General features: G+C 65.2%; 24 protein-coding genes. 17 read left to right on the plus strand and 7 right to left on the minus strand.

What is annotated here, in order from left to right:
* The first annotated feature begins 53 nt into the window (after positions 1-53).
* The 9 genes from C8C93_RS13000 to C8C93_RS13040 all read left to right on the plus strand — a co-directional run bounded on the left by C8C93_RS13000 (position 54) and on the right by C8C93_RS13040 (position 10,198).
* Entirely contained in the window at positions 54-2,030 is a 1,977-nt protein-coding gene (locus tag C8C93_RS13000; RefSeq protein WP_121507175.1) for a diguanylate cyclase, read from the plus strand.
* A 68-nt stretch (positions 2,031-2,098) separates the two neighbouring features.
* Positions 2,099-2,866, plus strand: a complete 768-nt coding sequence (modA, locus tag C8C93_RS13005) for a molybdate ABC transporter substrate-binding protein (protein WP_121508786.1) — start codon at positions 2,099-2,101, stop codon at positions 2,864-2,866.
* 35 nt (positions 2,867-2,901) lie between these two features.
* Positions 2,902-3,585, plus strand: coding sequence for a molybdate ABC transporter permease subunit (modB, locus tag C8C93_RS13010; RefSeq protein WP_121507176.1), 684 nt, complete (start codon positions 2,902-2,904; stop codon positions 3,583-3,585).
* Positions 3,585-4,682: a molybdenum ABC transporter ATP-binding protein gene (modC, locus tag C8C93_RS13015; RefSeq protein ID WP_121507177.1), complete on the plus strand. Its 1,098-nt coding sequence runs from the start codon at positions 3,585-3,587 to the stop codon at positions 4,680-4,682. Before modB ends, modC begins: the two co-directional genes overlap by 1 nt.
* Before the next feature lie 120 nt (positions 4,683-4,802).
* Positions 4,803-6,485, plus strand: a complete 1,683-nt coding sequence (locus C8C93_RS13020; protein ID WP_121508787.1) for an EAL domain-containing protein — start codon at positions 4,803-4,805, stop codon at positions 6,483-6,485.
* Between the two features lie 4 nt (positions 6,486-6,489).
* Positions 6,490-7,617 (plus strand): saccharopine dehydrogenase NADP-binding domain-containing protein, encoded by a 1,128-nt coding sequence (locus tag C8C93_RS13025; RefSeq protein WP_121507178.1) that lies wholly within the window; start codon positions 6,490-6,492, stop codon positions 7,615-7,617.
* On the plus strand, positions 7,614-8,003 hold the full coding sequence (locus tag C8C93_RS13030; RefSeq protein WP_121507179.1) for a DoxX-like family protein: 390 nt from the start codon (positions 7,614-7,616) through the stop codon (positions 8,001-8,003). The genes C8C93_RS13025 and C8C93_RS13030 overlap by 4 nt, the downstream gene beginning before the upstream one ends.
* Positions 8,000-8,485: a DUF2269 domain-containing protein gene (locus tag C8C93_RS13035; RefSeq protein WP_121507180.1), complete on the plus strand. Its 486-nt coding sequence runs from the start codon at positions 8,000-8,002 to the stop codon at positions 8,483-8,485. The genes C8C93_RS13030 and C8C93_RS13035 overlap by 4 nt, the downstream gene beginning before the upstream one ends.
* Before the next feature lie 15 nt (positions 8,486-8,500).
* On the plus strand, positions 8,501-10,198 hold the full coding sequence (locus tag C8C93_RS13040; protein ID WP_121507181.1) for an AarF/ABC1/UbiB kinase family protein: 1,698 nt from the start codon (positions 8,501-8,503) through the stop codon (positions 10,196-10,198).
* Between the two features lie 177 nt (positions 10,199-10,375).
* On the opposite strand, the gene C8C93_RS13045 is transcribed toward C8C93_RS13040, so the two are convergent.
* The 3 genes from C8C93_RS13045 to C8C93_RS13055 form a co-directional block, all read right to left on the minus strand.
* Positions 10,376-11,212: an extracellular solute-binding protein gene (locus C8C93_RS13045; RefSeq protein ID WP_121507182.1), complete on the minus strand. Its 837-nt coding sequence runs from the start codon at positions 11,210-11,212 to the stop codon at positions 10,376-10,378.
* An 80-nt stretch (positions 11,213-11,292) separates the two neighbouring features.
* A complete protein-coding gene (locus tag C8C93_RS13050) occupies positions 11,293-12,021 on the minus strand; it encodes a phosphate ABC transporter ATP-binding protein (RefSeq protein WP_233559377.1) in 729 nt (242 codons plus the stop codon).
* On the minus strand, positions 12,018-12,755 hold the full coding sequence (locus tag C8C93_RS13055; protein WP_121507184.1) for an ABC transporter permease: 738 nt from the start codon (positions 12,753-12,755) through the stop codon (positions 12,018-12,020). The genes C8C93_RS13050 and C8C93_RS13055 overlap by 4 nt, the downstream gene beginning before the upstream one ends.
* Positions 12,756-12,819: 64 nt before the next feature.
* Between C8C93_RS13055 and C8C93_RS13060 the strand changes: the two genes are divergently transcribed.
* From C8C93_RS13060 to C8C93_RS13070, 3 genes are all read left to right on the plus strand, one after another.
* Entirely contained in the window at positions 12,820-13,947 is a 1,128-nt protein-coding gene (locus tag C8C93_RS13060; protein WP_121507185.1) for a substrate-binding domain-containing protein, read from the plus strand.
* A gap of 181 nt (positions 13,948-14,128) precedes the next feature.
* On the plus strand, positions 14,129-14,749 hold the full coding sequence (locus tag C8C93_RS13065; RefSeq protein WP_121507186.1) for a TRAP transporter small permease subunit: 621 nt from the start codon (positions 14,129-14,131) through the stop codon (positions 14,747-14,749).
* A gap of 28 nt (positions 14,750-14,777) precedes the next feature.
* The gene (locus C8C93_RS13070; RefSeq protein WP_121419322.1) at positions 14,778-16,550 is read left to right on the plus strand and encodes a TRAP transporter large permease subunit; all 1,773 of its coding nucleotides are present in this window, start codon (positions 14,778-14,780) and stop codon (positions 16,548-16,550) included.
* Between the two features lie 540 nt (positions 16,551-17,090).
* Here C8C93_RS13070 and C8C93_RS13075 read toward each other — a convergent pair.
* From C8C93_RS13075 to C8C93_RS13090, 4 genes are all read right to left on the minus strand, one after another.
* Positions 17,091-18,173 carry a TRAP transporter substrate-binding protein gene (locus C8C93_RS13075; protein WP_121419321.1) on the minus strand — a complete coding sequence of 361 codons (1,083 nt, stop codon included), beginning with the start codon at positions 18,171-18,173 and terminating at the stop codon, positions 17,091-17,093.
* A 232-nt stretch (positions 18,174-18,405) separates the two neighbouring features.
* Entirely contained in the window at positions 18,406-20,310 is a 1,905-nt protein-coding gene (gene dxs / locus C8C93_RS13080) for a 1-deoxy-D-xylulose-5-phosphate synthase (protein ID WP_121419320.1), read from the minus strand.
* 115 nt (positions 20,311-20,425) lie between these two features.
* Entirely contained in the window at positions 20,426-21,391 is a 966-nt protein-coding gene (locus C8C93_RS13085; protein ID WP_121507187.1) for a polyprenyl synthetase family protein, read from the minus strand.
* Positions 21,388-21,630, minus strand: coding sequence for an exodeoxyribonuclease VII small subunit (locus C8C93_RS13090; protein WP_055400508.1), 243 nt, complete (start codon positions 21,628-21,630; stop codon positions 21,388-21,390). The genes C8C93_RS13085 and C8C93_RS13090 overlap by 4 nt, the downstream gene beginning before the upstream one ends.
* A 277-nt stretch (positions 21,631-21,907) precedes the next feature.
* On the opposite strand from C8C93_RS13090, the gene C8C93_RS13095 reads away from it, so the two are divergent.
* The 5 genes from C8C93_RS13095 (at position 21,908) to flhC (ending at position 26,530) form a co-directional block, all read left to right on the plus strand.
* Complete coding sequence (locus C8C93_RS13095; protein ID WP_121419318.1) at positions 21,908-23,038, plus strand: aromatic ring-hydroxylating dioxygenase subunit alpha; 1,131 nt, start codon at positions 21,908-21,910, stop codon at positions 23,036-23,038.
* A 323-nt stretch (positions 23,039-23,361) separates the two neighbouring features.
* Entirely contained in the window at positions 23,362-24,273 is a 912-nt protein-coding gene (locus C8C93_RS13100; protein WP_121507188.1) for a DMT family transporter, read from the plus strand.
* A gap of 102 nt (positions 24,274-24,375) precedes the next feature.
* Positions 24,376-25,278: a sulfurtransferase gene (locus C8C93_RS13105; RefSeq protein WP_121507189.1), complete on the plus strand. Its 903-nt coding sequence runs from the start codon at positions 24,376-24,378 to the stop codon at positions 25,276-25,278.
* A gap of 316 nt (positions 25,279-25,594) precedes the next feature.
* Positions 25,595-25,921, plus strand: coding sequence for a flagellar transcriptional regulator FlhD (gene flhD, locus C8C93_RS13110; RefSeq protein ID WP_055400499.1), 327 nt, complete (start codon positions 25,595-25,597; stop codon positions 25,919-25,921).
* A 48-nt stretch (positions 25,922-25,969) separates the two neighbouring features.
* Entirely contained in the window at positions 25,970-26,530 is a 561-nt protein-coding gene (gene flhC, locus C8C93_RS13115; RefSeq protein WP_010459839.1) for a flagellar transcriptional regulator FlhC, read from the plus strand.
* Positions 26,531-26,704 lie beyond the last annotated feature (174 nt).

Genomic DNA, 26,704 nt, shown 5'->3' on the forward strand with positions numbered 1-26,704 from the left:
ATGCAGGGAAGCGGCGTTTCACTCTGCCCCAAAAGCCGGTACGCTGTCGCCCTATGCCCTTGCCCGCGCTGCACCTTCCTCCCACCCTGCGCCTGAACCTGCGCACCTGGCTGCTGGGCTTGTCGCTGCTCACCACCCTGCCCCTGCTGGTGTTTGCGCTGTCGGTGGTGTGGGAGTTCAAGGAGTTCCAGCAGCGGACCTTGGTAGAGCAGCTGGAACGCCGCAGCGATGAACTGGCGCACGCCGTGGCCGAAAAGCTCCATAGCACCCTGGGCACGCTCACTGCGCTGGCTGAATCAGACGCCGCCCTGGCGCTGGATGTTCCCAACCTGTATGCACACGCGAAACGCATCATCGCGCGCGACCCCGACATCCGCGCCATTTCCCTGGTCACCCAGGACAGCATCCTGTTTCTGACCGCCGCGCCTCTGGAGCGCACCCATCTGCCCGTCAATGCGGCGGACCGTGTGGAGGCTGCGCTGCGCACTCATAGTCCCAATGTTTCGGGGCCATTTTCGTCTCCGGTCAATCCCGTTCAGGTAGTGGCCGTCACCGTGCCCATGGTCCGAGAAGGCGAAGCCCTCCACGCCCTGCGCGGCATTCTGGCCGTTGAGTCCCTCAATCAGCTTGTGTCAGCCGAACGCCTGCCCCCAGGCTGGATTGCCGGTATTGCCGACGCCGAAGGCACCGTGATCGCGCGCAGCCACGACGCCGCGCGGTATGTGGGTCGTCCGGCCAGTGCCACGTTCCGGCAAGGCATTCTGGCCACAGGAAAACCCACCGCATTCCTGGGGTCGGTACTGGAAGGCACCCCCACCATGAACCTGGTGCGGCCTGTGTTTGGTTTTGACTGGTACCTGGGCATGCACGTTCCGCAGACCATCCTGCACGCCCCCCTCACAGAAATGCTCTGGCACATGGCCGGACTGGGGTTGCTCTGGGTGGGGCTGTCGCTGTTGGCGGCCATGGCGTTTTCGCAATACCTGTTGCGCCAGATGAAAACTGTGGCACGCGCCATCAATCAAACCAGCGAAGCTCCGCTGCAGCCCGGTCCGCCATTGCGGGTGTCAGAGCTGGCCGCTCTGGTGGGGAAGTTCCGCGCCACCCAACGCAGCGAGGCCACTATGCGGGGCGACCGCGACGTAGCCGTGATCGCGCGCGAGCAGGTGCAAGACCTGTACGACCATGCCCCCTGCGGCTACCACTCACTGGACCAGGAAGGACGCGTGCTGCGCATGAACCAGACGGAGTTGCACTGGCTGGGCCTTTCACTCGCACAGGTACAAGGCTGCGCCTACGCGGACTTCCTGACAGCAGAAAGCCGACAGATTTTTCAGGAGCGCTTTCCCCAGTTCATGCGCGAAGGCCACATCAAAGACCTGGAGATGGAACTGCGAAACGCCTCAGGCGCCGCCATGCCCATTCTGGTGAGTGCCACCGCGATCCACGACACCCAGGGAAATTTCGTGGCCAGCCGCTCTACCGTGTTCGACCACACCGAAAAGAAAAGGGTGCAGGCCCAACTGGAACGCATGGCGCGCAGCGATGCGCTGACCGAGCTGAGCAACCGGCGCGATTTCTACGAAAAAGCCGAGCACGAAATGGCACGCAGCCGCCGGTCGGGGATGCCGTTTTGTGTGCTCATGCTCGACGTGGACCATTTCAAGAAGGTCAACGACCACTACGGGCATGCCGGAGGCGACGACGTGCTGCGTCAACTGGCTCGGCTTCTGGTGGCGCAGCTGCGCGCGGTGGACATGCCCGCCCGTGTGGGCGGCGAAGAGTTCGCTGTGCTCATGCCGGGCACCCCGCTGGCCGAGGCGGCCCTGGCCGCCGAGCGCCTGCGTGCCGCACTGCAGGCCACAGCAGTCACCCTGGGCGACGGACAACAGATCTCCATCACCGCCTCCATCGGGCTGGCGCAGTGGAGCGCCGACGACACAGGCATCGACGCCACGCTCAAGCGAGCCGACACGGCCCTCTACCGCGCCAAGGCCACAGGGCGCAACCGGGTGTGCACCGAAAACTGAGAGAGTGTCCGGGCATCTATACTTTCGCTATTCATCAATGGAATAGCGCTTGTTGCGCATTGACCACCATGCCCCACCGATTTGCCTCCTCCGCACGCAAACTCCTGGCCGTGGGGCTCGCCGCAGGTGCATTCCACGCTGCGCATGCCGACACCGTTTCCGTCGCGGTGGCCGCCAATTTCACGGCGCCCATGCAGAAGATCGCCGCAGCTTTTGAGGCCGACACGGGCCACAAGGCCGAGCTCTCGTTCGGTGCCACCGGCAAGTTTTACGCGCAGATCACCCACGGGGCGCCGTTTCAGGTGCTGCTGTCGGCCGACGACACCACGCCTACCCGGCTGGAACGCGAGGGCAAGGCCGTAGCCCACTCGCGCTTTACCTATGCCATCGGCACGCTGGTGCTGTGGAGCGCACAACCCGGCACCGTGGATGCCAAGGGCGATGTGCTCAAGTCGGGTGACTTCAAGCACCTGGCCATTGCCAACCCCAAGCTGGCGCCCTATGGCGCGGCGGCCCTGCAGGTGATGGAAAAGCTGGGCGTGGCGACGGCCCTGCAGCCGCGCCTGGCGCAAGGCGAGAACATCGCCCAGACCTTCCAGTTTGTCTCCACCGGCAATGCACAACTGGGCTTTGTGGCGCTGTCGCAGGTGATGGCCGACGGCACGATCCGCAGTGGCTCGGCCTGGCAGGTGCCGGCGAGCCTGCACGAACCCATCCGGCAAGATGCCGTGCTGCTGATGCCAGGCAAGGACAGCGCGGCGGCCAGCGCACTGCTGGCCTACCTGCGCGGCAGCAAGGCGCGCGCAATCATTCAATCGTACGGCTATAGTTTCTGACCGCCTATAGTCCCATCGACGGATCGCCCATCTTCATGCCATTTTCCAGCGCTGATCTGGCTGCCATCGGCCTCACGCTGCGGCTAGCGGGCACCACCATGGTGCTGCTGCTGGTGCTGTGCACGCCGCTGGCTTGGTGGCTGGCGCACACGCCGTCGCGCTGGCGCGGCCCGGTCTCGGCCGTGGTGGCGCTGCCGCTGGTGCTGCCGCCCACGGTGATCGGCTTTTACCTGCTGGTCACGCTCGGCCCCAACGGCCCCCTGGGGCAGTTCACGCAGTGGTTGGGGCTCGGCACCCTTCCCTTTACCTTCTGGGGGTTGGTGGTGGGCTCGCTCATCTATTCGCTGCCTTTTGCGGTGCAGCCTCTGCAGCACGCTTTTGAAGCCATCGGCCGGCGCCCGCTGGAGGCTGCGGCCACGCTGGGCGCAGGGCCGCTGGACCGTTTCTTCAGTGTAGCGCTGCCGCTGGCGCGCCCCGGGTTCATCACCGCCGCGATCCTGAGCTTTGCGCACACGGTGGGCGAGTTTGGTGTAGTGCTCATGCTGGGCGGCAACATCCCGGGTGTCACGCGCGTGGTGTCTGTGCAGATTTACGACCACGTCGAGGCGCTGGAATACACCCAGGCGCACTGGCTGGCGGGCGGCATGGTGCTGTTTTCGTTTGTGGTGCTGCTGGGGCTGAACCTCACCCGCCGCAAAACTTTGTCGATGGTGCAGTGATGACCACCACTGCCTCTTCGGCACAGATCACCGCGCAACTGACGCTGACTCGCCCCGGGTTTACGCTGGATGCGGACCTGCAATTGCCCGGCCGGGGTGTGACCGCCCTCTTCGGCCCCTCGGGCTGCGGCAAGACCACCTGCCTTCGCACGATTGCCGGTCTGGAGCGCGCGCAACCTGGGCGTGTGGAGGTCAACGGCGAGGTGTGGCAGGACGATGCACAGACCATCTGGCGCGCCACACACGAGCGGGGCCTGGGCTATGTGTTCCAGGAGGCCAGTCTGTTCGACCACCTGAGCGTGCGTGGAAACATCGACTACGGCCTGAAGCGCACGCCCCCCGCACGCCGCAAGGTGGCGCTGGAGCAGGCGGTGGACTTGCTGGGCATCGACCACCTGATGGACCGCAAGCCCCCGGCCTTGTCGGGCGGCGAGCGCCAGCGCGTGGCCATCGCCCGCGCGCTGGCCACCAGCCCCCGCCTGCTGCTGATGGACGAACCCCTGGCTGCCCTGGACGCCCAGCGCAAGGCCGAGGTCCTGCCCTATCTGGAGAGGCTGCAACACACCCTCGACATCCCCATGCTGTATGTGAGCCACGCCATCGACGAGGTGGCAAGTCTGGCCGGGCACATGGTGCTGTTGCGCGAGGGCCGTGTGCTGGCCCAGGGCCGCACCAACGAACTGATCGTGCGGCTGGACCTGCCCCTGGCCCACGGCGACACCGCCGCCACGGTGATCGAAGGCACGGTGCAACAGCACGACCCGCAGGACCACATCACGACCGTGGCATTCAGCGGTGGGCACCTGATGCTGGTCAGCCCCAGGGCACACGCCACGGGCGAGCCCATCCGGCTGCGGGTGCAGGCGCGTGATGTAAGCCTGGCACTCACCGCACCCAGCGACACCAGCATCCTCAATGTGCTTCCAGCCACGGTGGTGGCGCTGGGCGAAGACAGCCCCGGACAAATGATGGTGGCCCTGGATGCAGGCACCACACGGCTGCTGGCGCGGGTCACACAACGCTCGGCCCAGGCGCTGGCGCTGGCGCCTGGCCAACCCGTATTTGCGCAGGTGAAGGGCATTGCCATCGTGAACTGATGGGCAGCGCAATCCGGGCCTCCCCACCGAAGGCCCCACAGGCGAACCCAGTGGCCACCGGGGCCTCCCATCGGTCGTATGATGACCGTCAAAAAACAAGGGTGGGAACAAGGGGTGGAAATGGTTTCAATCTGGCACGACGCCACCGTGGCGTTTGCAGTGGGGTTTCCGCCGCTGCTCCAAAGCCTGCTGTTCTGGATCTTCGCGTCGCTGGTGGTGCATGTGTGCCAGCGCCTGGTCGAACACACGGCGTTTTCGGTCGATCCATCGAGCCGCCGCATCAGCGCCTCGCAAGCTGCCCTGTGCATTGGCTGCATTGTCTGGGCCCTGGATGTGGTGGGACTGTTCATGTATGCCGAGTTGGCGCACCACGTGCTGGAGTTGGTGCCCGCCCTCAGCGGCCTGCTGATCATGGCGGTAAGTGCGCGACTCACCATTCCGACACTCAGCACCAGCGCCAGCAAGGCGCGCATTGTGGTGGCCGGTGTGTGGCTGGCGGCTGGCATGCTGACGGGGCACTTTGCGATCACCTGGGGCCACGTGCAAAGTTTTTCGCAGGTCAATGTGCTGGCAATCATGGCGTCCATGGCCACGGCCGTGGCCCTTGCGGCGTGCACCGCAATCCGGCACCGCTCGGCCAAGCTCAGCATGCTCACGCCCCGCTACCGCGCACAAACCTGGGAAGACAAGGTGCTGTGCGGCGCGGCCATCCTGGTGCTGCACTGGATGCTGGTCAACACCTTTGCACTGCACCTGGGCGACCCGAGCGGGGAGTCAGACGGCATTGCGCTGCTGGTCACCGTGCTGGTCTTTGCCATTGCCGTAGCGTTGGAACAGATGAGCAACATGCGCTCGGACGCTGGCCGCCAGCAGCTCTTGCGACGCGGGCTGTCGATGATGCGGTCATCGGCCACGGCGCAAAACGCCCAGCGCGACATGCAGCTGTCGCTCATTGCAGACCATTTGCACCGGCTGCTGCACCCGGAGAACCTGGCGCTGCACTTTCAGCCCATCGTCGATTTTCAGCAGCGTGGCGTGCAGTTCGAAGCCCTGCTGCGCATGACCGACAAGACCCTGGGCGCCATCAATCCTGAAACCTTCCTGCTGGTGTGCGAGCTGCAGGGCAAGACGCCCGAAGTGGACCGGATGATCCTGCGCAACGCACTCGACAGTGCCAAGGCCTGGCAGGCCCAGGGCCTGAACGGCACGACCATCAGCGTGAACGTGGCCCCCATCACGCTGCTGGACGACCGCTTTGCCCCGTGGCTGCGTGAAGAACTGGCCCTGCGCGGCCTGCCGCCGCGCACCCTCAAACTCGAAATGACCGAACACGCCATCATTGCGCTGGGCACGGAGATGGTGGCAGCCATCCACACACTCAGCGCCATGGGTGTTGTGGTGTGGATGGACGACTTTGGCGCCGGCTACTCGTCGCTGGGCATGCTGGCCGACCTGCCGATTGCAGGCATCAAATGCGACCGGCTCTTTGTGCGAAAGCTGCCGCAGGACAGCCGGCGGCAGATGCTGCTGCGGCATATCAGCGCGCTGGCCGGCGAGTTCGGCCTGTCTGTGGTGGTGGAAGGCGTGGAGACCGTGGAGGAGCTGCAGACGCTGGCCGCCATTGGGCTGCACTGCATCCAGGGCTACGTGTTCAGCAAACCCATTCCAGCAGCCCACGTACCCGACTGGCACCACACCCACATGCAGCCCCAGCGCGCAGCGCTGCAGGCCTTGCTGCGCCCGGCGGGTTCCACACCGTTTTCAGCACTCCCGCCCGCCATCGCGCCAGCCCCCGGACTCTGAACCCATGGCAACACTCAAAACACTGGTCCTGGGCGGGTACGGCAACTTTGGCGCACGCATCTGCCGCGCGCTGGCAGGCGACGCGGCCACGCGCCACCACATCGCCCTGCTGGTGGCGGGCCGCGACGCATCCCGCGCCCAGGCCTTGGCGAATACATTGGGCCACGGCGCTCAGGGCGTGGCCCTCGGCCACCAGGCCCCGGGTCTTGCTGCCACCTTGCGCGAATGGGGCGTGGATCTGGTCATCCACACTGCGGGGCCTTTTCAGGCGCAGGGTTACAGCGTGGCCCAGGCCGCCGCTGAGGCGGGCGCGCACTACATCGACCTGGCCGATGGCCGCCGTTTTGTGTGCGACTTTCCAGCTGCCCTGCAGGCCGCGTTTACCGCCGCCGGACGCACCGCCATCGCTGGCGCCAGCACCGTGCCCGCGCTGTCCTCGGCAGTCATCGACCACCTGTGTGCGGGCTGGCAGTGCATTGACAGCATCGACATCTGCATCGCCCCCGCGCAACGCGCGCCACGCGGACAGGCCACGCTGGCGGCCGTGCTGAGCTACTGCGGCCTGGCCATCGATGTGTGGCAAGACGGCCGCTGGCAGCCGAAACGGGGCTGGGCGCAGCCCACGCCGGTCCAGTTCCAGCGGCTGCGACCGCGCCTGGGGGCGGTCTGCGACATCCCGGATCTGGAAATTTTCCCGGCCCGCTACAAAGCCCGCGACCGCGTCACCTTCCGCGCAGCGCTGGAGGTGGGCCTGGCACAGAGAGCCTTCGCCACCCTTGCAGCGCTGCGCCATTGGGGCGTGCTGCCCCATCCCGAAAAGCTGGCCTGGCTGATGCACCACGCGGGCGGCGCGCTGGACTTTCTGGGCACGCCACTGGGCGGCATGGTCGTGCGCGTGGCGGGCACCGGTGCGCAAGGCCAGCCCCGCCGCCGCGCCTGGCACATTGCAGCCGACCACGACCATGGCCCCGAGATCCCCTGCATGGCCGCCATCCTGCTGGCGCGCCAACTGGCTGTTGGACAACCCTTGCCCACCGGCGCACACACCAGCACCAGCCTGCTGCCGCTGTCGGCCTTTGCACCCGAGTTTGCGAAGTGGGGCATGGTGATGGACATCGTGGAGGAGCCATGACCCCTGCCACCTATGCCTTGCTGCGCTGGAGCCTGGTGTTTGTGTGGCTGGCCACGGCCATCGTCAGCTTGGTGGAGTTGAACGGACAAAGCCGCGCACTGCTGGTCAGCCTGCCCCCTGCCTGGAGTACCCCAGGACTGGCTCACTTTCTGATCCTTGCGGGTGCCACCGCCGACGCCGTCATCGGCCTGTGGATGGCCTGGCGCCCCGGCAGGGCCGTCTACCTGGCGGCGCTGCTGCTCATGGGGGTCATGACGCTGTTGGCCACTTTCGTTGATCCGTCCTGGTGGCTGCACCCGCTGGGCCCGCTGACTAAAAACCTGCCCATCGCCGCCATCCTGCTTGTGCTGCTGCAAGACACGACGACGACACCACCCAAACCATGAGCCTGTACCTCACCCTCAAATGGCTGCACATCATCTCCAGCGTGCTGCTGGTGGGCACCGGGCTGGGCTCGGCGTTCTACATGTTCTTCACCAACCGCAGCGGCAATGTGCAGGCGCAGGCCGTGGTCACGCGCCTGGTGGTGCGGGCGGACTGGTGGTTCACCACGCCCACCGTTTTCGTCCAGCCAGCGACCGGCCTCGCCATGGCCGCCGTGGCGGGGTTGCCGCTGACAACGCCCTGGCTGGCCGTGTCGTTGGGCCTGTATGCGGTGGCCGGTGCCTGCTGGCTGCCCGTGGTGTGGCTGCAGCTGCGCATGCGCGACATGGCGGTAGAGGCGGCACAGGCGCCCCAGGGCGACGGGGTGCTGCCACCTCTGTACTGGCGCTACGCCCGCTGGTGGGAGGCACTGGGCTACCCGGCCTTTGTGGCCATGGCCGTGGTGTTCTACCTGATGGTGAACAAACCCACCCTGAACTTCTGAACCTATCATCGCCCCATGCTGATCGAGACCCTGGACACTGCCCGCGACCTGGGGCGCCTGAAGGAAATCCTGGGCGTGATGGTGCGCCACGGATTTGGCGACACCGTGCGCCGCCTGGGCCTGGCCGACCGGCTGGAGAGCGCGGGCCAGGCACTGAACTGGACCCACGCAGCAGACCTGGCCCGCGTGGAGCCGCCCGTGCAGGTGCGCCTGGCGCTCGAAGAGCTGGGCCCCGCGTTCGTCAAGTTTGGCCAGATCCTTGCGGGCCGGGCCGACCTGTTTGGCCCGGAGTGGATTGCAGAATTCGAGAAACTGCACAGCCAAGTGCCCGCTGTGCCCATCGATGCGCTGCGCCCGCAACTGCGCGAAGACCTGGGCGCCGAACCTGAAGCCGTGTTTGCCTGGTTTGACACCACGCCGCTGGCCGCTGCATCGATTGCGCAAGTGCACCGCGCCCGCCTGCAGGACTGCAGCGAGGTCATCGTCAAGATCCGCCGCCCCGGCATTGCCGACACCATCCAGGCCGACCTGCGCCTGCTGCAGCGCCTGGCCGCGCTGGCCGAGGCCGAGCTGCCCGCGCTCAAGCCCTACCGGCCCCAGCAACTGGTGCGCGAGTTCGCTCGCTCACTGCGACGCGAGCTGGACCTGGCCGGCGAATGCCGCCAGGCCGAACGCATTGCCACCAACATGGCGGCGCAGCCCCACATCGTGATCCCGCGCGTGCACTGGGCCTACACGCGCGAGCGCATCAACGTGCAGGATTTCATCGACGGCACACCCGGCGGAGCCCTGGCGGCTCTGACGCCCGAGGCGGGCTTTGACCGCACGGTGCTGGCGCAGCGGGGTGCGCAGGCGGTGCTGCAGATGATCGTGAAGGACGGCGTTTTCCACGCCGATCCGCACCCCGGTAACGTGTTCTACCTGCCCGGCAACCGCATTGCCTTCATCGACTTCGGCATGGTGGGCCGCCTGTCGCAGCGTCGGCGCGACGAGCTGCTGCAGCTGCTGCTGGGCCTGGTGGAGCACCAGCCTCAGGCCGTGGCCGACGTGCTGCTGGACTGGACGGGCGACGCGCAGGGCCTGAACCTGGGCCAGCTCGAAACCGAGATCGAGGCCTTTGTGGACCAGTACCACGGCGTGCCACTGGCACAGCTGAGCCTGGGGCAGATGCTGGCGGATGTGACCGCCATCCTGCGCGAGCACCACCTGGGCCTGCCGTCCGACCTAGCGCTGCTGATCAAGGCCTTCATCTCGCTCGAAGGCATGGGCCGCAACCTGGACCCGGACTTCCATATGGCCAGCGAAGCGCTGCCGCTGCTCAAGCAGGTGGTGCGCGAGCGTTACGAGCCCAAGGTGCTCGCCGGGCGCGCGTGGAGCACCCTGCGGCGTGCACTGGCCACGGTGGAGCAGTTGCCGGACGACATCGGGCGGCTGCTGCGCAATGCGCGGCGCGGGCACCTGCAGGTGGGCATCGAGCTGGCCCACCTCAAGCGTGTGGGCGACCAGATCGACCGGTCGGCCAACAGGCTGGCAATGGCGCTGGTGATTGCCGCGCTCATCATCGGCTCGTCCATCGTGATGACCGTGAAGGGTGGGCCTACGCTGTTTGGCCTGCCAGCGTTTGGCTTCCTGGGGTTCTTTGGTGCCGTGGTGTGTGGCCTGTGGCTGGTGCGGGCCATCTGGCGCAGCAGCCACCACCGCGACGATGACTGAGCATGCAGCTGTCGGGTTACGCCCTTCGGGCCAGCCCGATCTACGGCGCTGAGGCGGCAGCCCTTCTCCCCGCCGCCAGGAAACTGGCGCGACCCAAGCCGATGCCGCGGAACCGGCCTTGCCGGGCCACCGCTGGCGTCCCCCTTTGGGGGAAGGCGCGAAGCGACTCAGGGGGATTTACCTGCCCGCGTTCGGGAAGAACAGCTGTTCGCCGCCGATCTTGTAGCCCGCGATGGCCTGCTGACCTGCGGGCGACACCACCCAGTCCACAAACTTCTGCGCATCCTGCGCCTTCACATGGGGATGCTTGGCGGGGTTCACGACCATCACGCCGTACTGGTTGAAGAGCTTGGTGTCACCTTCGACCAACACGGCCAAGTCTGCGCGGTTCTTGAAGTTGAGCCAGGTGCCACGGTCGGCCAGCACATAGGCGCCGCTCGATGCCGCAATGTTGAGCGCAGGGCCCATGCCGCAGCCACACTCCTTGTAGCCGCTGCCTTTTGAGGTATTTGCGGCGTCGGCGCCCGCGAGCTTCCAGTAGCGCAGCTCGGCCGCGTGCGTGCCGCTCTTGTCGCCGCGCGAGATGAAGTTGCCATTGGCGGCAGACAGCTTCTGCAGCGCCTGCACGATGTCTTTGCCCTGGGTGCCCACCGGGTCGTTCTTGGGGCCGATCAGAATGAAGTCGTTGTACATCACGGGGTAGCGCTTCACGCCCCAGCCATCGGCCACAAACTTTTCTTCGGCCACCTGGTCGTGCACAAACAGCACGTCGGCGTCGCCCCGGCGCGCCATATCGAGCGCCTGGCCGGTGCCCAGCGCCACCACCTTCACGTCCAGGCCACTGGCCTTCTTGAATTCAGGCATCAGGTAGCCGAACAGCCCGGACTGCTCCGTGGAGGTGGTGGACGCCATGGTGATGCTCTGCGCAAGCACCGGGCCGGATGCTACAAATATGATAGCTGTTAGCGCTTTATGGATAAGCGCTAGGCCACAAAAATGCTTGAAATTTTTCATCACCGGGCCGCCCCAAGATGAAAAAGCCCCCTGGCGGGGCAGCGACCCCACGAAGTGGGGAGCGTGGGGGTCAATTCTTGTCATACCAGTTCTCCTTTGACAAACAGACGGGCGGCCTCCGGCAAGGGGCCGTTGAAAAAGTCGTGCACGGGCAGGTCGGCCACCAGGCGGCCGTGCTCCATATAGATCACGCGGCTGGCCAGACGCTTGACCTGGCCCAGGTTGTGGCTGCTGAAGACCATGGTCACGGGGTGGGCCGGGCCTGCTGCGCTGTGGCTGGCGGCAAAGTCGGCCATCAGGGCCTCAACCTCGCGCTTGGCATGGGGATCGAGGCTGGCGGTGGGTTCGTCCAGCAGCAGCACATCGGGCCGCAGCGCCCAGGCGCGGGCCAGCGCCACACGCTGCTGCTGCCCGCCCGACAGGGTGCGGGCGTTCTGCGCGGCGATGCCCTGCAGGCCCACACGCTGCAGTGCGGTGAGGGCCTGAAGCCGCGCATCGCGCCAGCGCGTGCCGCGCAGCCACAGCGCCAGCGCCACGTTGTTCTGCGCGCTGGTGCGCAGCATGTGCGGGCGCTGGAACAGCATGGCCTGCTGCAAGGTGGCATCGCACTGAAAGCCTCCGCCCGCCGCATCCGCCAAGCCGTGCAGCACGCGCAGCAGCGTGCTTTTGCCACTGCCATTGGCGCCCACCAGTGCCACGCGCTCGCCGGGCGCGATGCACAGCGAGACCTGGTCCAGCGCCTGCACGCGGCCGTAGCGCACGGACACCTGGCGCAGATCCACCCACGAAGGGGCCAACGGCGCGTTCACGCGGCCACCCCCACCGGCGTGCTCGACGCAGAACCATCCACCCGTTCGCGCCAGCGGCGCACCAGCGCGATCAACACATTGAGCGCCAGCACCACGGCAAGCAGGATGATGCCCAGCGCCAACGCCAGGGGCAGGTCGCCCTTGCTGGTCTCCAGCGCAATGGCGGTGGTCATCACGCGCGTGAAGCCGTCGATGTTGCCGCCCACGATCATCACCGCGCCCACCTCGGAGATCGCTCGGCCAAACGAGGCCAGCAGCACGGTGAGCAGGGCATAACGCTCGTCCCAGGCCAGCAGCAGGCTGCGCAGCAGCGGGCTCGCGCCCATCGACCGCAGTTGTTCGCCATGCGCGCGCTCGGCGTCTTCCACCGCCTGCCGCGTCAGCGCAGTGACCACCGGCAGCACCAGAATGGCCTGCGCCAGCACCATGGCCTTGAAGCTAAACAGCCAGCCCAGCGCACCCAGCGGCCCGCTGCGCGAGAGCACCAGGTACACCACGAGCCCCACCACCACCGACGGTACCGCCAGCAAGGTGTTGAGTACCGCCAGCACGGCACCGCGCCCGGCAAAGCGGGCGACGCCGAGCCAGGCGCCCAGCACCAGGCCCACGCCACAGGCGATCAGGCAGGCGGTGGCGCTGACGGACAAGGAGCGACCCACGATGGTCCACAGGACGGGGTCGGAGGAGAGGGTGAGTTGCAGCGCTGTGCTCGCGCTTTCGGTAAGGGTGGACATGGGGCCTTGTGATCGGGTTCAGCTATCGTAGGCACCTCACCAATATCCAGCGATATGAACGTCCGTGCATAGGGTCCAACTTCACTACACGCTCAGCCGCGATGCAGGCAATGCGCTGATCCGCAACCCACTGCCCGAACTGCTGCAGGCCGTGGCCGAGCAGGGCTCCATCTCGGGCGCGGCGCGCGCGCTGGACCTGTCCTACCGCCATGTCTGGGGCGCCCTCAAGCGCTGGGAGGAGCAATTGGGCGGCGAGCTGATCATCTGGGGCAAGGGGCAGTCGGCGCAGCTCAGCGAGTTCGGCACCAAGTTGCTGTGGGCCGAGCGCCAGGCCCAGGCGCGGCTCGCGCCGCAGATCGCCGCGCTGCACGCCGACCTGGAGCGCGCCTTTGCCGTGGCCTTTGACCCCAACGCCCACGTGCTCACCCTGTACGCCAGCCATGACGATGCGCTGGTGGCGCTGCGCACCCACGCCGCCGCGCAGGCCGATGCGGGCGCGCTGCACCTCGATATCCGCTTCACGGGCAGTGTGGATGCGATCCGTGCGCTGAATGAGGGGCGTTGCACGCTGGCGGGTTTTCACACGGTGGAGCACCCCGCCGCCGATTCATTGACTGCGCGCACCTACAAGCCTCTGCTGCAGCCCGGGTTGCACAAGATCATCGGCTTTGCCCAGCGCACCCAGGGCCTCATCGTGGCACCGGGCAACCCGCTCGGGCTGAGTAGTCTGGCCGACGTGGCCCGCACCAGCGCCCGATTTCTCAACCGGCCACTGGGCACCGGCACCCGCGTGCTGCTCGACGACTTGCTGGCCCAGGCTGGCGTGGAGGCCCAGGCCATTCGAGGCTATGCGCTCAACGAACCGTCGCACACCGCCATTGCCCAGGCCGTGGCTGCGGGCGCGGCCGATGTGGGCATGGGCATTGAAGTGGCAGCCCGGGCGCGTGGGCTGGATTTTGTGCCGCTGGTGCAGGAGCGCTACCACCTGGCCTGCCTGAAAGCCAGCCTGGACCAACCCGCCACGCTGGCCCTGCGCAACTTGCTGCAAACCCCCGAATGGCTGGCCCAGATGGCCACCTTGCCGGGCTACAGCCCCTGGCAGTGCGGTGAAGTGCAGGCCATGAACACGGTGCTGCCGTGGTGGCAGTTCACCCGCAAAAAGCGCACTTCCGAGCCTAGGAAGAAACCCTAATTGCTACTTTTTTTATAGCTACAGAATGAGTGCCGGCTGCGGGATAACACCGTCACGCTGCCGTCAGCCTGGGCCTACAGTGCTCCGTAGAATCGCGCCGTTGTAAAAGTTTGTCGAATCGTTGCGCTTACCGGCGCGTGGGTCGGCATATCGCACGCAAAGCCTTTTTATTGGAGACACCATGCAGGCTCTACTGAAGTTATCAAGGGGGATCGACTGGCTTAACACCCAGGTCGGCAAATACGTGGTCTGGCTCATCCTGGCCTCCACGGTAATCAGCGGCGTGAACGCGATAGTGCGCAAAGCGTTCAACATCAGCTCCAACGGTTTTCTGGAAATCCAGTGGTACCTGTTTGCCGCGTCGTTCCTGCTGGCCGCTGGCTACACGCTGCTCCAGGGCGAACACGTCAAGGTGGACGTGATCTCCAGCCGCTTTTCCAAGCGCACCCAGATCTGGATCGACGTATTCGGCTACATCGTCTTCCTCACGCCCATGTGCCTGGCCGTGCTCTGGTATGGCATTCCCTTCTTCACCCGCGCCCTCGCGTCGGGCGAAATGTCGAACAACGCTGGCGGGCTGATCCGCTGGCCCGTGTACCTGATGATGCCGCTGGGTTTTGCCCTGCTGTGGCTGCAAGGTATCTCCGAACTCATCAAGCGCCTGGGGTTCCTGCAGGGACTGATCGAAGACCCCACGGTCAAGAAGATTGAAAAAACGGCTGAAGAAGAACTGGCCGAATCCATCCGCAACCTGGCCGAAGCCGCCAAGGGCAACGGCAAGAACAAGGCCGAGGCCCACTGAGCGGCCCCACCAAGCGGAGACACACACCATGGAATTTCTTACCCACAACCTTGCCCCCATCATGTTCGCGGGGCTCATCTGCTTTTTGCTGGTGGGCTTCCCGGTCGCCTTCAGCCTGGGCGCCTGCGGACTGTTCTTCGCCTTCATCGGCATTGAATTGAACGTGCTGCCCGAAGCCCTGCTGCAAGCCGTGCCGCTGCGCATCTTCGGCATCATGCAGAACGATACCTTGCTGGCCATTCCATTCTTCACGCTCATGGGGCTCATACTGGAGCGAAGCGGGATGGCGGAGGACCTGCTCGACACCATCGGACAGCTGTTCGGCCCCATCCGTGGCGGCCTGGCACTGGCCGTGATCTTCGTGGGTGCGCTGCTGGCAGCCACCACGGGCGTGGTGGCTGCATCGGTGATCTCGATGGGCCTGATCTCGCTGCCCATCATGCTGCGCTATGGCTATGACCGGCGACTGGCTGCGGGGGTGATTGCGGCCTCCGGCACGCTGGCACAGATCATTCCGCCCTCCCTGGTGCTCATCATCATTGCCGACCAGATGGGCCGCAGCGTGGGTGACATGTACAAGGGCGCGTTCCTGCCCGGCCTGATGCTGACCGGCTTCTATGCGCTCTACGTCATTTTGCTGGCCATCTTCAAGCCCCAGTGGGTGCCTGCCATCCCGCCCGAAGCGCGCACGCTGCGGGACGACAATGGCAAGAGCGGTGTGACCTCGCTGCTGGTGCTGACCGGCATCTGCGTGGCCGCATCGATGTATGTGGCCAAGAACATGCCTGCCCTGCACACCTGGTGGTCCGGTGAAGCCGTGGACCGCGTGGCGCTGGACGAAACCATCGTGGTGTCCATGTGTTTTGGTGTGGCACTGGCCTTCGTGGCAGCCAGCATCAACAAGATCACCCGCATGGGCCTGCTGTCCCGCGCAGCCGAGCGCGTGACGTTTGTGCTGATCCCGCCACTGCTGCTGATCTTCCTGGTGCTGGGCACCATCTTCCTGGGCGTTGCAACCCCCACCGAAGGCGGCGCCATGGGCGCATTGGGCGCGGGCATCATGGCCATCATCCGTGGCCGCCTCACGATGTCGCTGCTGCGCCAGGCTGTCACCACCACCACCAAGCTGTCATGTTTTGTGGTGTTCATCCTGGTGGGCGCCACCATGTTCGGCCTGACCTTCCAGGGCGTGGACGGCCCGCTGTGGGTGGAGCACCTGCTGACAGGCCTGCCCGGTGGCCAGCTGGGCTTCCTGATCGTCGTGAACGTCATGGTGTTCTTCCTGGCGTTCTTCCTGGACTTCTTTGAACTGTCCTTCATCGTCGTGCCCTTGCTGGCCCCCGTGGCCGACAAGCTGGGCATTGACCTGATCTGGTTTGGCGTGCTGCTGGCCATCAACATGCAGACGTCGTTCATGCACCCACCGTTTGGCTTTGCGCTGTTCTACCTGCGCAGCGTGGCCCCGGCGAAGGAGTACATGGACAAGGTCACCAAGAAGATGATTGCGCCGGTCACCACCCCCCAGATCTACTGGGGTGCCATTCCCTTCCTGTGCATCCAGCTGCTGATGGTGGCTCTGGTGATCGCCTTCCCGGGCATTGTCTCCAGCGGGCTCGACGAGAAGCAGGTCTATGACCTCGACAAGGTCCGCATGGAAATGGAAGCCGCCATGCCCGACGCTAGCGCCGAAGCGGCCGACCCGACTGCCGGCATGGCTGGCGCTGGGGACCCCGCGCCTGCTCCTGCAGCAGACGACCCCCTGAAGGCACTGCAAGACTCCATGTCCACCGACAAGAAGTGAGCACACTGCTTACAGGACGACCGTGATTCAGTCTGACCCGGGCCCCGCGCCCTGGTCCTCAAACCTCCGCAGATGGGAAACCTCTGCGGAGGTTTTTTTATGGAGCAGACGCGGAGGGGGTCCGGTGCGCCATGGATCATGGAGGTAGCGGTGGGGCATCGACTTTGGCACATCACGCAAGCAGACGAGACTCTTGATCCCCTGCCACCCCCATTCTTGGTGGCCATCAGCCATAAGGAAGCCTCTTCACGACTTGAGAGGCTTCAGCGGGAAACAGGCACCGGCCGCGCACTCCAAGGCATCGAGAGTCAAGCAGCCTGGTCGGGCTGGGCTTGGGGGCTTGGGGGCTTGGGGGCTTGGGGGCTTGGGGGCTTGGGGGCTTGGGACCTCGCCCACGTTCCTGCGGTTGAGGGGGCCGCATGGCCACAGCAAGGTGCCGCCTCGCAGAACACAGGGACGAAAAAAAACCCGCCCAAAAGTGGACGGGTTTTGCAGACCTTGGCATGGCAGCTTGCGCCGCCACTCCAGAGCCACTCGGGATCAGAGCTTCTGCGAAGACATGAACGAGTCGTAGCGGGCTTCGGCAAAGCGGAACCAGAGCACCTGGTCGCGCTGGAATGCACGCATGTCGGCGTAGATCTTCTTCCACTCGGGGCTTTTCGCGTCGTTGGCAGCGAAGACTTCCATGGAGGCCTTGAACGAAGCGTCCATCACGGCTTGCGAGAACGGCAGCACCTTGGTCTTGGCAGCCACCAGTTGCTTGAGGGCCGTAGGGTTCAGCGCGTCGTACTTGGCCAGCATGTCGATGTGGGCCACGTTGGTTGCGGCTTCGATGATGGCCTTGTTCTCGGCAGACAGGCCGTCGAAGGCCTTCTGGTTGACGAAGAAGTCCACTTCCGGGCCACCTTCCCACCAGCCGGGATAGTAGTAGAACGGAGCCACCTTGTTGAAGCCCAGCTTCTGGTCGTCGTACGGACCCACCCATTCAGCAGCGTCCAGCGTGCCCTTTTCGAGGGCCTGGTAGATTTCGCCGCCAGGGATGCTCTGGGGCACAGCGCCCAGCTTTTGCATCACTTCACCGACCAGACCACCGCCCAGGCGCATCTTCATGCCCTTGAAATCATCCGGCGACTTGATCTCCTTGCGGAACCAGCCACCCATCTGGGTGCCGGTGTTGCCGCCAGCGAAGCTGATGGCATTGTAGTTCGCGTAGAACTCGTTCATCAGCTTGCGGCCATTGCCATGCAGCATCCAGGCATTCATCTGGCGGGCATTGAAGCCGAAGGGCACTGCCGAACCCAGCGCGAAGGCGGGGTTCTTGCCGTAGAAGTAGTAAGGCACGGTGTGGCACATCTCCACGGTGCCCTGCTGCACGCCGTCCATCACGCCAAAGGGGGGCATCAACTCGCCACCAGCGTGCACGGAGATTTCAAACTTGCCACCCGACATGGCCTTGACGGCCTTGGAGAACACATCAGCGCCGCCATAGATGGTGTCCAGCGACTTGGGGAAGCTGGAAGCCAGACGCCAACGAATGGCAGCCTGGGCGTGGACGGCAGGCGCAACGCCTGCAGCCAGCACGCCAGCGATGCCAGCCTGCTTGATGATTGAACGACGATCCATGAGGTTCTCTCCGATATAGTGATTGCGAAACTTGGGCGCACGCGTTGTGCACGGCGCCGTCAAGGACTTGTTTGAGCCGGGTTCATTGTAGAAACATGCCCCCTCAGACTTTTGCGGGTTTTCCCGCGAAAATCCCTGCCCTTGCACATGGCTTCAGGCTTCTGCAAGCATCTTGGGGACAGCCGCACACACCCCGCTGCAAAACGGGACTGCAGCAGACCACCCTGGCAGATCAGGCAGCCCGCACCGACTGCAGCGCGGGCAAAAACCGCCGCTCGATCGCAAGGCGGATTCCCTCGGCATCGAGCCCTTGCAACGCAAGCAGCTTGGCCGGGTCGCCATGTTCGATGAACACGTCCGGCAGGCCCAGCTGCAGCACGGGCCGCACGATGCCCATGCTGTGGAGCGCCTCGGTCACGGCGCTGCCCGCACCGCCCATGATCGCCCCCTCTTCCAGCGTGACCAGCGCATCGTGGCGCTCGGCCACCTCGCGCAACAAGGCCTCGTCGATGGGTTTGGCCCAGCGCATGTTGACCACCGTGGCGTCCAGAGCCTCGGCCGCTTCCAGCGCGGGGTACAGCAACGTGCCAAACGACAGGATCGCGATGCGCGGCGCCTTGGCATCGGTGCCCTGGCGCTCGCGACGGATCTCGCCTTTGCCAAAAGGCAGGCCATCCAACGCCGCCAGTGGTGCCACACCGGCGCCGCTGCCACGCGGGTAACGCACGGCCACTGGGTGGTCTTGCTCGAAGGCGCTGCTGAGCAGTTGGCGGCATTCGCGCTCGTCAGCAGGGCAGGCCATGCTCATGTTGGGAATACAGCGCACAAACGGGATGTCGTACGCGCCTGCATGCGTGGCACCGTCGGCGCCTACCAGGCCCGCGCGGTCCAGCGCAAACACCACGGGCAGGTTTTGCAGGGCCACGTCGTGGATCAGCTGGTCATAACCGCGCTGCAAGAAGGTGGAGTAAATCGCCACCACCGGCTTGACGCCTTCGCAGGCCATGCCGGCGGCAAAGGTTACGGCATGCTGCTCGGCAATGCCCACGTCGTAGTAGCGGTCCGGGAAACGTTTTTCAAACTCCACCATGCCCGAGCCCTCGCGCATGGCGGGCGTGATGCCCACCAGGCGAGAGTCGTGTGCGGCCATGTCGCACAGCCACTGGCCAAACACCTGCGTGAACGTCTGCTTGGGCGGCGTGGCGGGCTTGGTGAGGCCCACGGAGGGGTCGAACTTGCCGGGGCCATGGTAGGCCACGGGGTCGGCCTCGGCCAGCTTGTAGCCCTGGCCTTTTTTGGTGACCACGTGCAGGAACTGCGGGCCTTTGAGGCCCTTGATGTTCTCCAGCGTGGGGATCAGCGAATCGAGGTCATGCCCATCAATGGGGCCGATGTAGTTGAAGCCGAACTTCTCGAACAACGTGGCAGGCACCACCATGCCCTTGGCCTGCTGCTCGAAGCGCTTGGCCAGCTCCAGCAGGGGCGGCACGGGCCGCAGCACGGTCTTGCCCACGTTCTTGGCAGCCGCGTAAAACTGCCCGCTCATGAGCTGAGCGAGGTAGCGATTGAGCGCGCCCACGGGCGGGCTGATGCTCATGTCGTTGTCGTTCAGCACCACGAGCAGGTTGGCATCGGCCACACCGCCGTTGTTCAGCGCCTCGAAGGCCATGCCCGCACTCATGGCGCCATCGCCGATGATCGCCACGGCGTGGCGGTTTTCGCCCTTGCGCTTGGCGGCCAGCGCCATGCCCAGCGCGGCCGAGATGCTGGTGCTCGAATGCGCGGTGCCAAAGGTGTCGTAAATGCTCTCGGCCCGCTGCGGAAAGCCCGAGATACCGCCCAACTGGCGCAGCGTGTGCATGCGGTCGCGGCGGCCGGTCAGGATCTTGTGCGGATAGGTCTGGTGGCCCACGTCCCACACCAGCCGGTCTTCGGGGGTGTTGAAGACATGGTGCAGCGCGATCGTCAGCTCCACCGTGCCCAGGTTGGAGCTGAGGTGCCCACCCGTGCGCGCAACACTTTCGATCACGAACCCGCGCAACTCGGTCGCCAGGGCCTTGAGATCTGCGCGCGAAAGCTGGCGCAGGTCGGCCGGGTCATTGATGGTCTGCAGCAGGGGAAAGGACATCGTGGACATTTACTATTCTTTTCATAGCTGCCAGCGCTTTACAGGAAAGCGCTGGAGGCCGATTTGGCATTGATTTCACTGCAACGGGCATGAACAGGGCGCAGCACGGATCATCGGGCCAGGCTCAGTGCGAGCGGCGCACCACCATGTCCGCCAGGGCCGCCAGCGCGCGGCTATCGGGCAGGCCACTGCGGGCCAGGGCCGCATGGGCCTCGGCCAGCAGCTCCTGGGCATAGGCCTGCGCCCGCGCAAGCCCCAGCAAAGACACATAGGTGGGCTTGTCGGCCGCAGCGTCCTTGCCGGCCGTCTTGCCCAGCGTGGCCGAATCGGCCACCACGTCCAGGATGTCATCCACCACCTGGAACGCTAGGCCCATGGCGGCCCCGTAGTCGGACAGCGCCTGGTAGGCCGCGCCCACGGCGTGGCCGCACGCCGCCCCCATGAGCACACTGCCCTGCAGCAGCGCGCCGGTCTTGAGCCGGTGCATCTGGCGCAACTGGTCTTCGGTCAACGCCACACCCACGCTGGCCAGGTCGATGGCCTGCCCGCCCGCCATGCCGGCCGATCCGGCGGCCCGCGCCAGCAGCCTGCACAGCGTGGCCTGCGTGGCGGCGGGGATGAGGGTGTTGTCGGGCGTAAGCAACTCAAATGCAAAGGCCTGCAAGGCATCGCCCGCCAACAGCGCCTGGGCCTCGCCAAACTGCACATGTACGGTGGGCTTGCCACGGCGCAGCACGTCGTTGTCCATGCAGGGCATGTCGTCGTGCACCAGCGAGTAGGCGTGAATGAGTTCCACCGCGCACGCGGCCCGCAGGGCCGCCTCGTCCAGGCCAGCGCGCAGCGCGGCATCGTCAACCACCGCAGAGGCCGGTGCGCCACTGCAGACCGCCTCATAGGCCGCCAGCACCAGCAGGGGACGCAGCCGCTTGCCACCATCGAGCACGGCATAGCGCATGGCGTCGCCCAGCCCGGCGGGTGCGCCATCGCCCACCCATTGCGACAGGGCCTGCTCCACCCGGGCCAGGTGGTTCTGGCTCCAGAGGTTCATGTCCAGCGGCTGGCTCTCGAAATTCATTGGCACCGCGCTCATTCCTGGTTCCATGGTTGCAGTTGCCCTTCATCCAGCACCTTGATCTGGTCCTGCACGGCTTCGAGCCGCTGGCGGCAAAACGCCAGCAACGTGGCGCCGCGCTGGTAGCCGGCCAGCATCTGGTCCAGCGGCAACTGGCCCGACTCGATGCGGGCCACGAGTTGCTCCAGCTCTTCCAGGGCCGCCTCATAGCTGGCGGGTTCGGCGGGAGGAGCGGGGGTTGCGGGGGCCTTGGGCATGGAGGGGGCGGCAGAGCGCGGGTGAAAAACCGATGATTTTAGGCGCACCGGTACGCCCTTCGTGTCAGACGCGGTCCGATGCGTGACGCCGCTCTATTTTCAGAAAGCGATGTTTTCTATTCACGTAGCGGGGGTGCGGGAATAACCCCACCGCCTATAATCCCATTCCAGTCGAGCCGGCTAGCCACACTAGCCGGTTTCCTTTTTTCCAGATGCGCATTCCCTGGCGCACCTCCCGCACTTTCTCCCTGTGGGGAGTCTTTAGGTCAGGTCACCCATGTCTGATTTAAGTCTTCAACTGCAGCAGGCCGCAAGCCAACTACCAGTTTCAAGCTACTTTGACGATGCGCTGTTCCAGCGCGAGCTGGACACCATCTTCCAGCGCGGGCCCCGCTATGTGGGGCACCAATTGGCGGTGCCCAACACGGGCGACTACTACGCACTGCCCCAGGAGGGCGAGGGCCGCGCCTTGGTGCGCAACGCCCAAGGCGGCATTGAGCTGGTGTCCAACGTGTGCCGCCACCGCCAGGCCGTCATGCTCAAGGGCAAAGGCTCGCTGAACACCCAGCAAAAGGGCAGCGCGGGCGGCAACATCGTGTGCCCATTGCACCGCTGGACGTACAACCCCCAGGGCGAACTGCTGGGCGCACCCCACTTTGCGCATGACCCGTGCCTGAACCTGAACAACTACAAGCTGCGTGAGTGGAACGGCCTGCTGTTTGAAGACAACGGCTACGACGTGGCCGCCGACCTGGCCCAGATGGGCCCGCGTGCCGACCTGGACTTTGACGGCTACGTGCTCGACCATGTGGAGCTGCACGAGTGCAACTACAACTGGAAGACCTTCATCGAGGTCTATCTGGAGGACTACCACGTTGGCCCCTTCCACCCGGGCCTGGGCAGCTTTGTGACGTGTGACGACCTGCGCTGGGAGTTCGGCAAGAACTACTCGGTACAAACCGTGGGTGTGGCCAACCGACTGGGCAAGGCCGGCAGCCCGGTGTACGAGCGCTGGCACAAGGCGCTGCTGGACTACCGCGAAGGCAAGCCGCCGAAGTACGGCGCTATCTGGCTCACGCTGTACCCGCACATCATGATCGAGTGGTACCCGCATGTACTCACCGTGTCCACGCTACACCCCATCAGCCCCACCAAGACGCTGAACATGGTGGAGTTCTACTACCCCGAGGAGATCGCCGCCTTCGAGCGCGAATTCGTCGAGGCGCAAAAGGCCGCCTACATGGAGACCTGCATCGAGGACGACGAAATCGGCGAGCGCATGGACGCAGGCCGCAAGGCCCTGCTGGCGCGCGGCGACAACGAAGTCGGCCCCTACCAGAGCCCCATGGAAGATGGCATGCAGCACTTCCACGAGTGGTACCGCCAGGTCATGGGAAGCCCCCCCTGAGCCACTTCGCGTCTTCCCCCCACGGGGGACGCCCCCCGGCGTACGCAAGCGAAGTGCCGCATCCGCGGCTTGGCGGCCCTCGCGCGGGGGCACTGGCCTGAGCACCGCCAGTTTTGAGAGGCCCCAACCTGAGTCTGTGCCGTCGATCTGTGAAGTCTCGAACAGCGAGGTAAACGCTATCCATTCGCGACGACTACCCTGACCGCTCTCATTACAATAGCTGCCACCGCTTGATCCGCAAGCGCTGGCAGCTATTTTTATTTCAAGCCGTGCAATCCTATGCCCCACGTGCGGCGCGCGGCCTTTCACAGGATCACGTCACGATGCAAGCCCTCTGGATGGTGTTGGCCGCGTTCTTGTTTGCCAGCATGGGGGTGTGCGTCAAGATCGCATCGGACTTCTTCAACTCGGCCGAACTGGTGTGTTACCGGGGCCTGATCGGCATGGCCATCCTGTGGCTGCTGGCACGCTCTCAAAAAGTGACGCTGGCCACGCAATACCCCGGCATGCACGCCTGGCGCAGCCTGGTGGGGGTGGCGTCGCTGGGCGCCTGGTTCTACGCCATTGCCCACCTGCCGCTGGCCACGGCCATGACGCTCAACTACATGAGCAGCGTGTGGATCGCCGCCTTCCTGGTCGGCGGCACGCTGCTGGCCTGGCGCCCTTCTGCGGCATCTCCACGGCCCGCCCTGCAAGGGCCGCTGATTCTCACCGTACTCACCGGATTCGTGGGCGTGGTGCTGATGCTGCGCCCCAGCCTGGACCAGAACCAGGCCTTTGCCGGGATGATCGGGCTGATGTCCGGCCTGACGGCTGCATTTGCCTACATGCAGGTGGTGGCGCTGTCGCGCCTGGGCGAGCCCGAATCGCGCACCGTTTTCTACTTTGCCGTGGGCTCTGCGGTGGCGGGGGGCGGGGCCATGCTGTTTACCGGCATGTCGGACTGGCCGGGCTGGCAGGCGCTGTGGCTGCTGCCCATCGGTGTGCTGGCTGCGGGCGGCCAGCTGTGCATGACCAAGGCTTACGCCAGCGCCAAGACCCAGCGCGGCACGCTGGTGGTGGCCAACCTGCAGTATTCGGGCATCGTGTTTGCCGCCGTCTACAGCGTGCTGCTGTTTGGCGACAAGATCCCGCCCATCGGCTGGTTCGGCATGGCCCTCATCGTGGGCAGCGGCATTGTGGCCACCATCCTGCGCGCGCGGGCTGCGCCCGGGGCACCTGCCGAAGAACACTGACGGATACAAAAACAGATACGGCCACACGAGGACACGCCCCACCGGGATGGCCACAATGGAGCCCCTTTCGACGCACTCCGTCACTTTGCCCATTTTCTGCCGATGACCACCTACACCACGCTCATCTCTGCCCCCGACCTGCAATCCCTGATCGCCAGCGGTGCGCCGCTGATGGTGTTTGACTGCAGCTTCGAACTGATGCAACCCACGGCCGGTGCCCAGCAGTACGCACAGGCGCACATCCCCGGCGCGGTGTACGCCAACCTTGACAACGACCTCAGCGCCAAACACGGTGCCCCCGGCGCTCACGGCACGCTGACCGCCCAGGAAGCCGACCAGCCGGCATCCGGTGGACGCCACCCCCTGCCCAGCCGCGAGCGTTTTGCCATGTGGCTGTCCAGCGTGGGTTTTGCCAATGGCATGCAGGCCGTGGTGTACGACCGCCAGGGCGCCAACTACTGTGGCCGCCTGTGGTGGATGCTCAAGTGGGCGGGGCATGAAGCCGTGGCCGTGCTCGACGGTGGGCTGCAAGCCTGGCAGGCCGCCGGTGGGGCGGTGAACAGCGGCGAAGAGCCCGCGCACTTCCAGACCAATTTCCAGCTGGGCACCCCCTTGCGCCAGCTGGCCACGGCCAGCGAGGTGCTCGCGCGCCTGCAGCAGCCCGGCCAGACCGTGATCGACGCCCGTGCAGGTGCCCGCTACCGGGGCGAAGTGGAGCCTCTGGACCCCGTGGCGGGCCACATTCCGGGCGCGCTGAACCGCCCCTTTGCCGAAAACATCGGCGCGGATGGCCGCTTCAAGCCTGCCGACGTGCTGCGCGCTGAATTTGAAGCGCTGCTGGGCGGCCGTGACCCCGCCACCGTGGTGCACCAGTGCGGCAGCGGCGTGAGCGCCGTGCCCAATCTGCTGGGCATGGAGATAGCCGGCCTCGGCCCGACAGCATTGTTTGCCGGCAGCTGGAGCGAGTGGTGTTCAGACCCCACGCGCCCGGTCGAAAAAGGCTGATCCAGCGTCCAGCACGGCAGCGCAGGTTGTAAAAGTGCAAAAAAGATGGTTTTGAGGGTGCTATCAAAACCATGAACAGAAGTGGGCAGCCTGGGCCCACTGCCACAGCAGCGGCCATCGCCTGAAATGCCAGCCTGCACCTGATGTGCGTGTAGGGCAAATTCCTACACGGCCCACCGCAGAACCAGACACGCGGCACAGCCAAACCCCGACTTAATTTCTGATTGGGGCGGTTTCACAATCCATTTCAACGGATCACGCAAAACCTGCAATCAGCAGGCAACGCAAGACCCGGTACTGGAAAAAGGAAGCTGCCATGACCAACGAACAAATCCTCGCTGAAATCCGCGAAGCCAACCTCACCTACCTGATGTTGGCCCAAACCCTGATCCGTCAGGACAAGGCCGAAGCCGTGTTCCGCTTGGGCATGAACGAAGAGTCTGCCGACATTCTGGCATCGCTGTCGCCAGCGCAAGTGATGAAACTGGCCTCCCGCAACACGCTTCTTTGCAGCTTCCGCGTGGACGACAACCTGGTGTGGAGCTTGCTCACCAACCACTCAGCCAAGAAGGTGGGCAACGAAGCCACCAACACGCTGCACGCCAACATCCTGATGGCCAGCCGCGTGTCGGAAGTGCTCTGAAGCACTTGCCCGCAGCCCTCTTCCCCCAGTCTCCACCGAAAGCCCGCCATGTCCACCAACGCACCCGCTGCCAAAGCCCCCGCCAAGAGCGTGCTGAACGAATCCAAGCAGATCGAACGCGCGGCCATGCTGATCCAGATGGGCGCCCGCATGCAGGTGCTTGAATCGGAAACCACGCTGTCGTATGAACGGCTGATCCGGCTGTACAAAGAGATCGCGGGCAAATCACCCTCGAAAGGCCAGCTGCCCTTCTCCACCGACTGGTTCCTGACCTGGCAAGAGAACATCCACAGCTCACTGTTCCTGAACATCTACGAATACCTGTCCAAGGGCGTGGACCTGGATTCGGTGGAGCTGCTGACCAAAGCCTACCGCCTGTACAACGAGCAGGTCGCCACGGCCGAGATCGAACCCCTGCTCTCCTTCACGCGCGCCTGGCGCCTGGTGAAATTTGTGGACGCCGGCATGTTGACGCGCACCAAGTGCAGCCAGTGCAGCGGCCAGTTCGTGACCGAGCTGTATGAGAACCGCCACTTCACCTGCGGCCTGTGCAATCCACCCGCCCGCGCCGGTAAGAGCAAGACGGCTGGCGCACTGATGCTGCACTGAGATGGATATCAAAGCATTAGCTTTTTGCACCTACCAAACGGGCGCGCTAGCCTGATTCCCACCCCGACCAAAAAAATGGGCGCTGCACCCGCCAGGGCCGCCGCGCAAGGGCCGCCCCGCCGCGCTGGCGGCGTCCCCCTTCCCGCGCGTAGCGCGAGAGAAGGGGGAAGCGGC

It is taken from the genome of Acidovorax sp. 93, assembly GCF_003633835.1.
GTDB lineage: Bacteria > Pseudomonadota > Gammaproteobacteria > Burkholderiales > Burkholderiaceae_C > Acidovorax > Acidovorax facilis.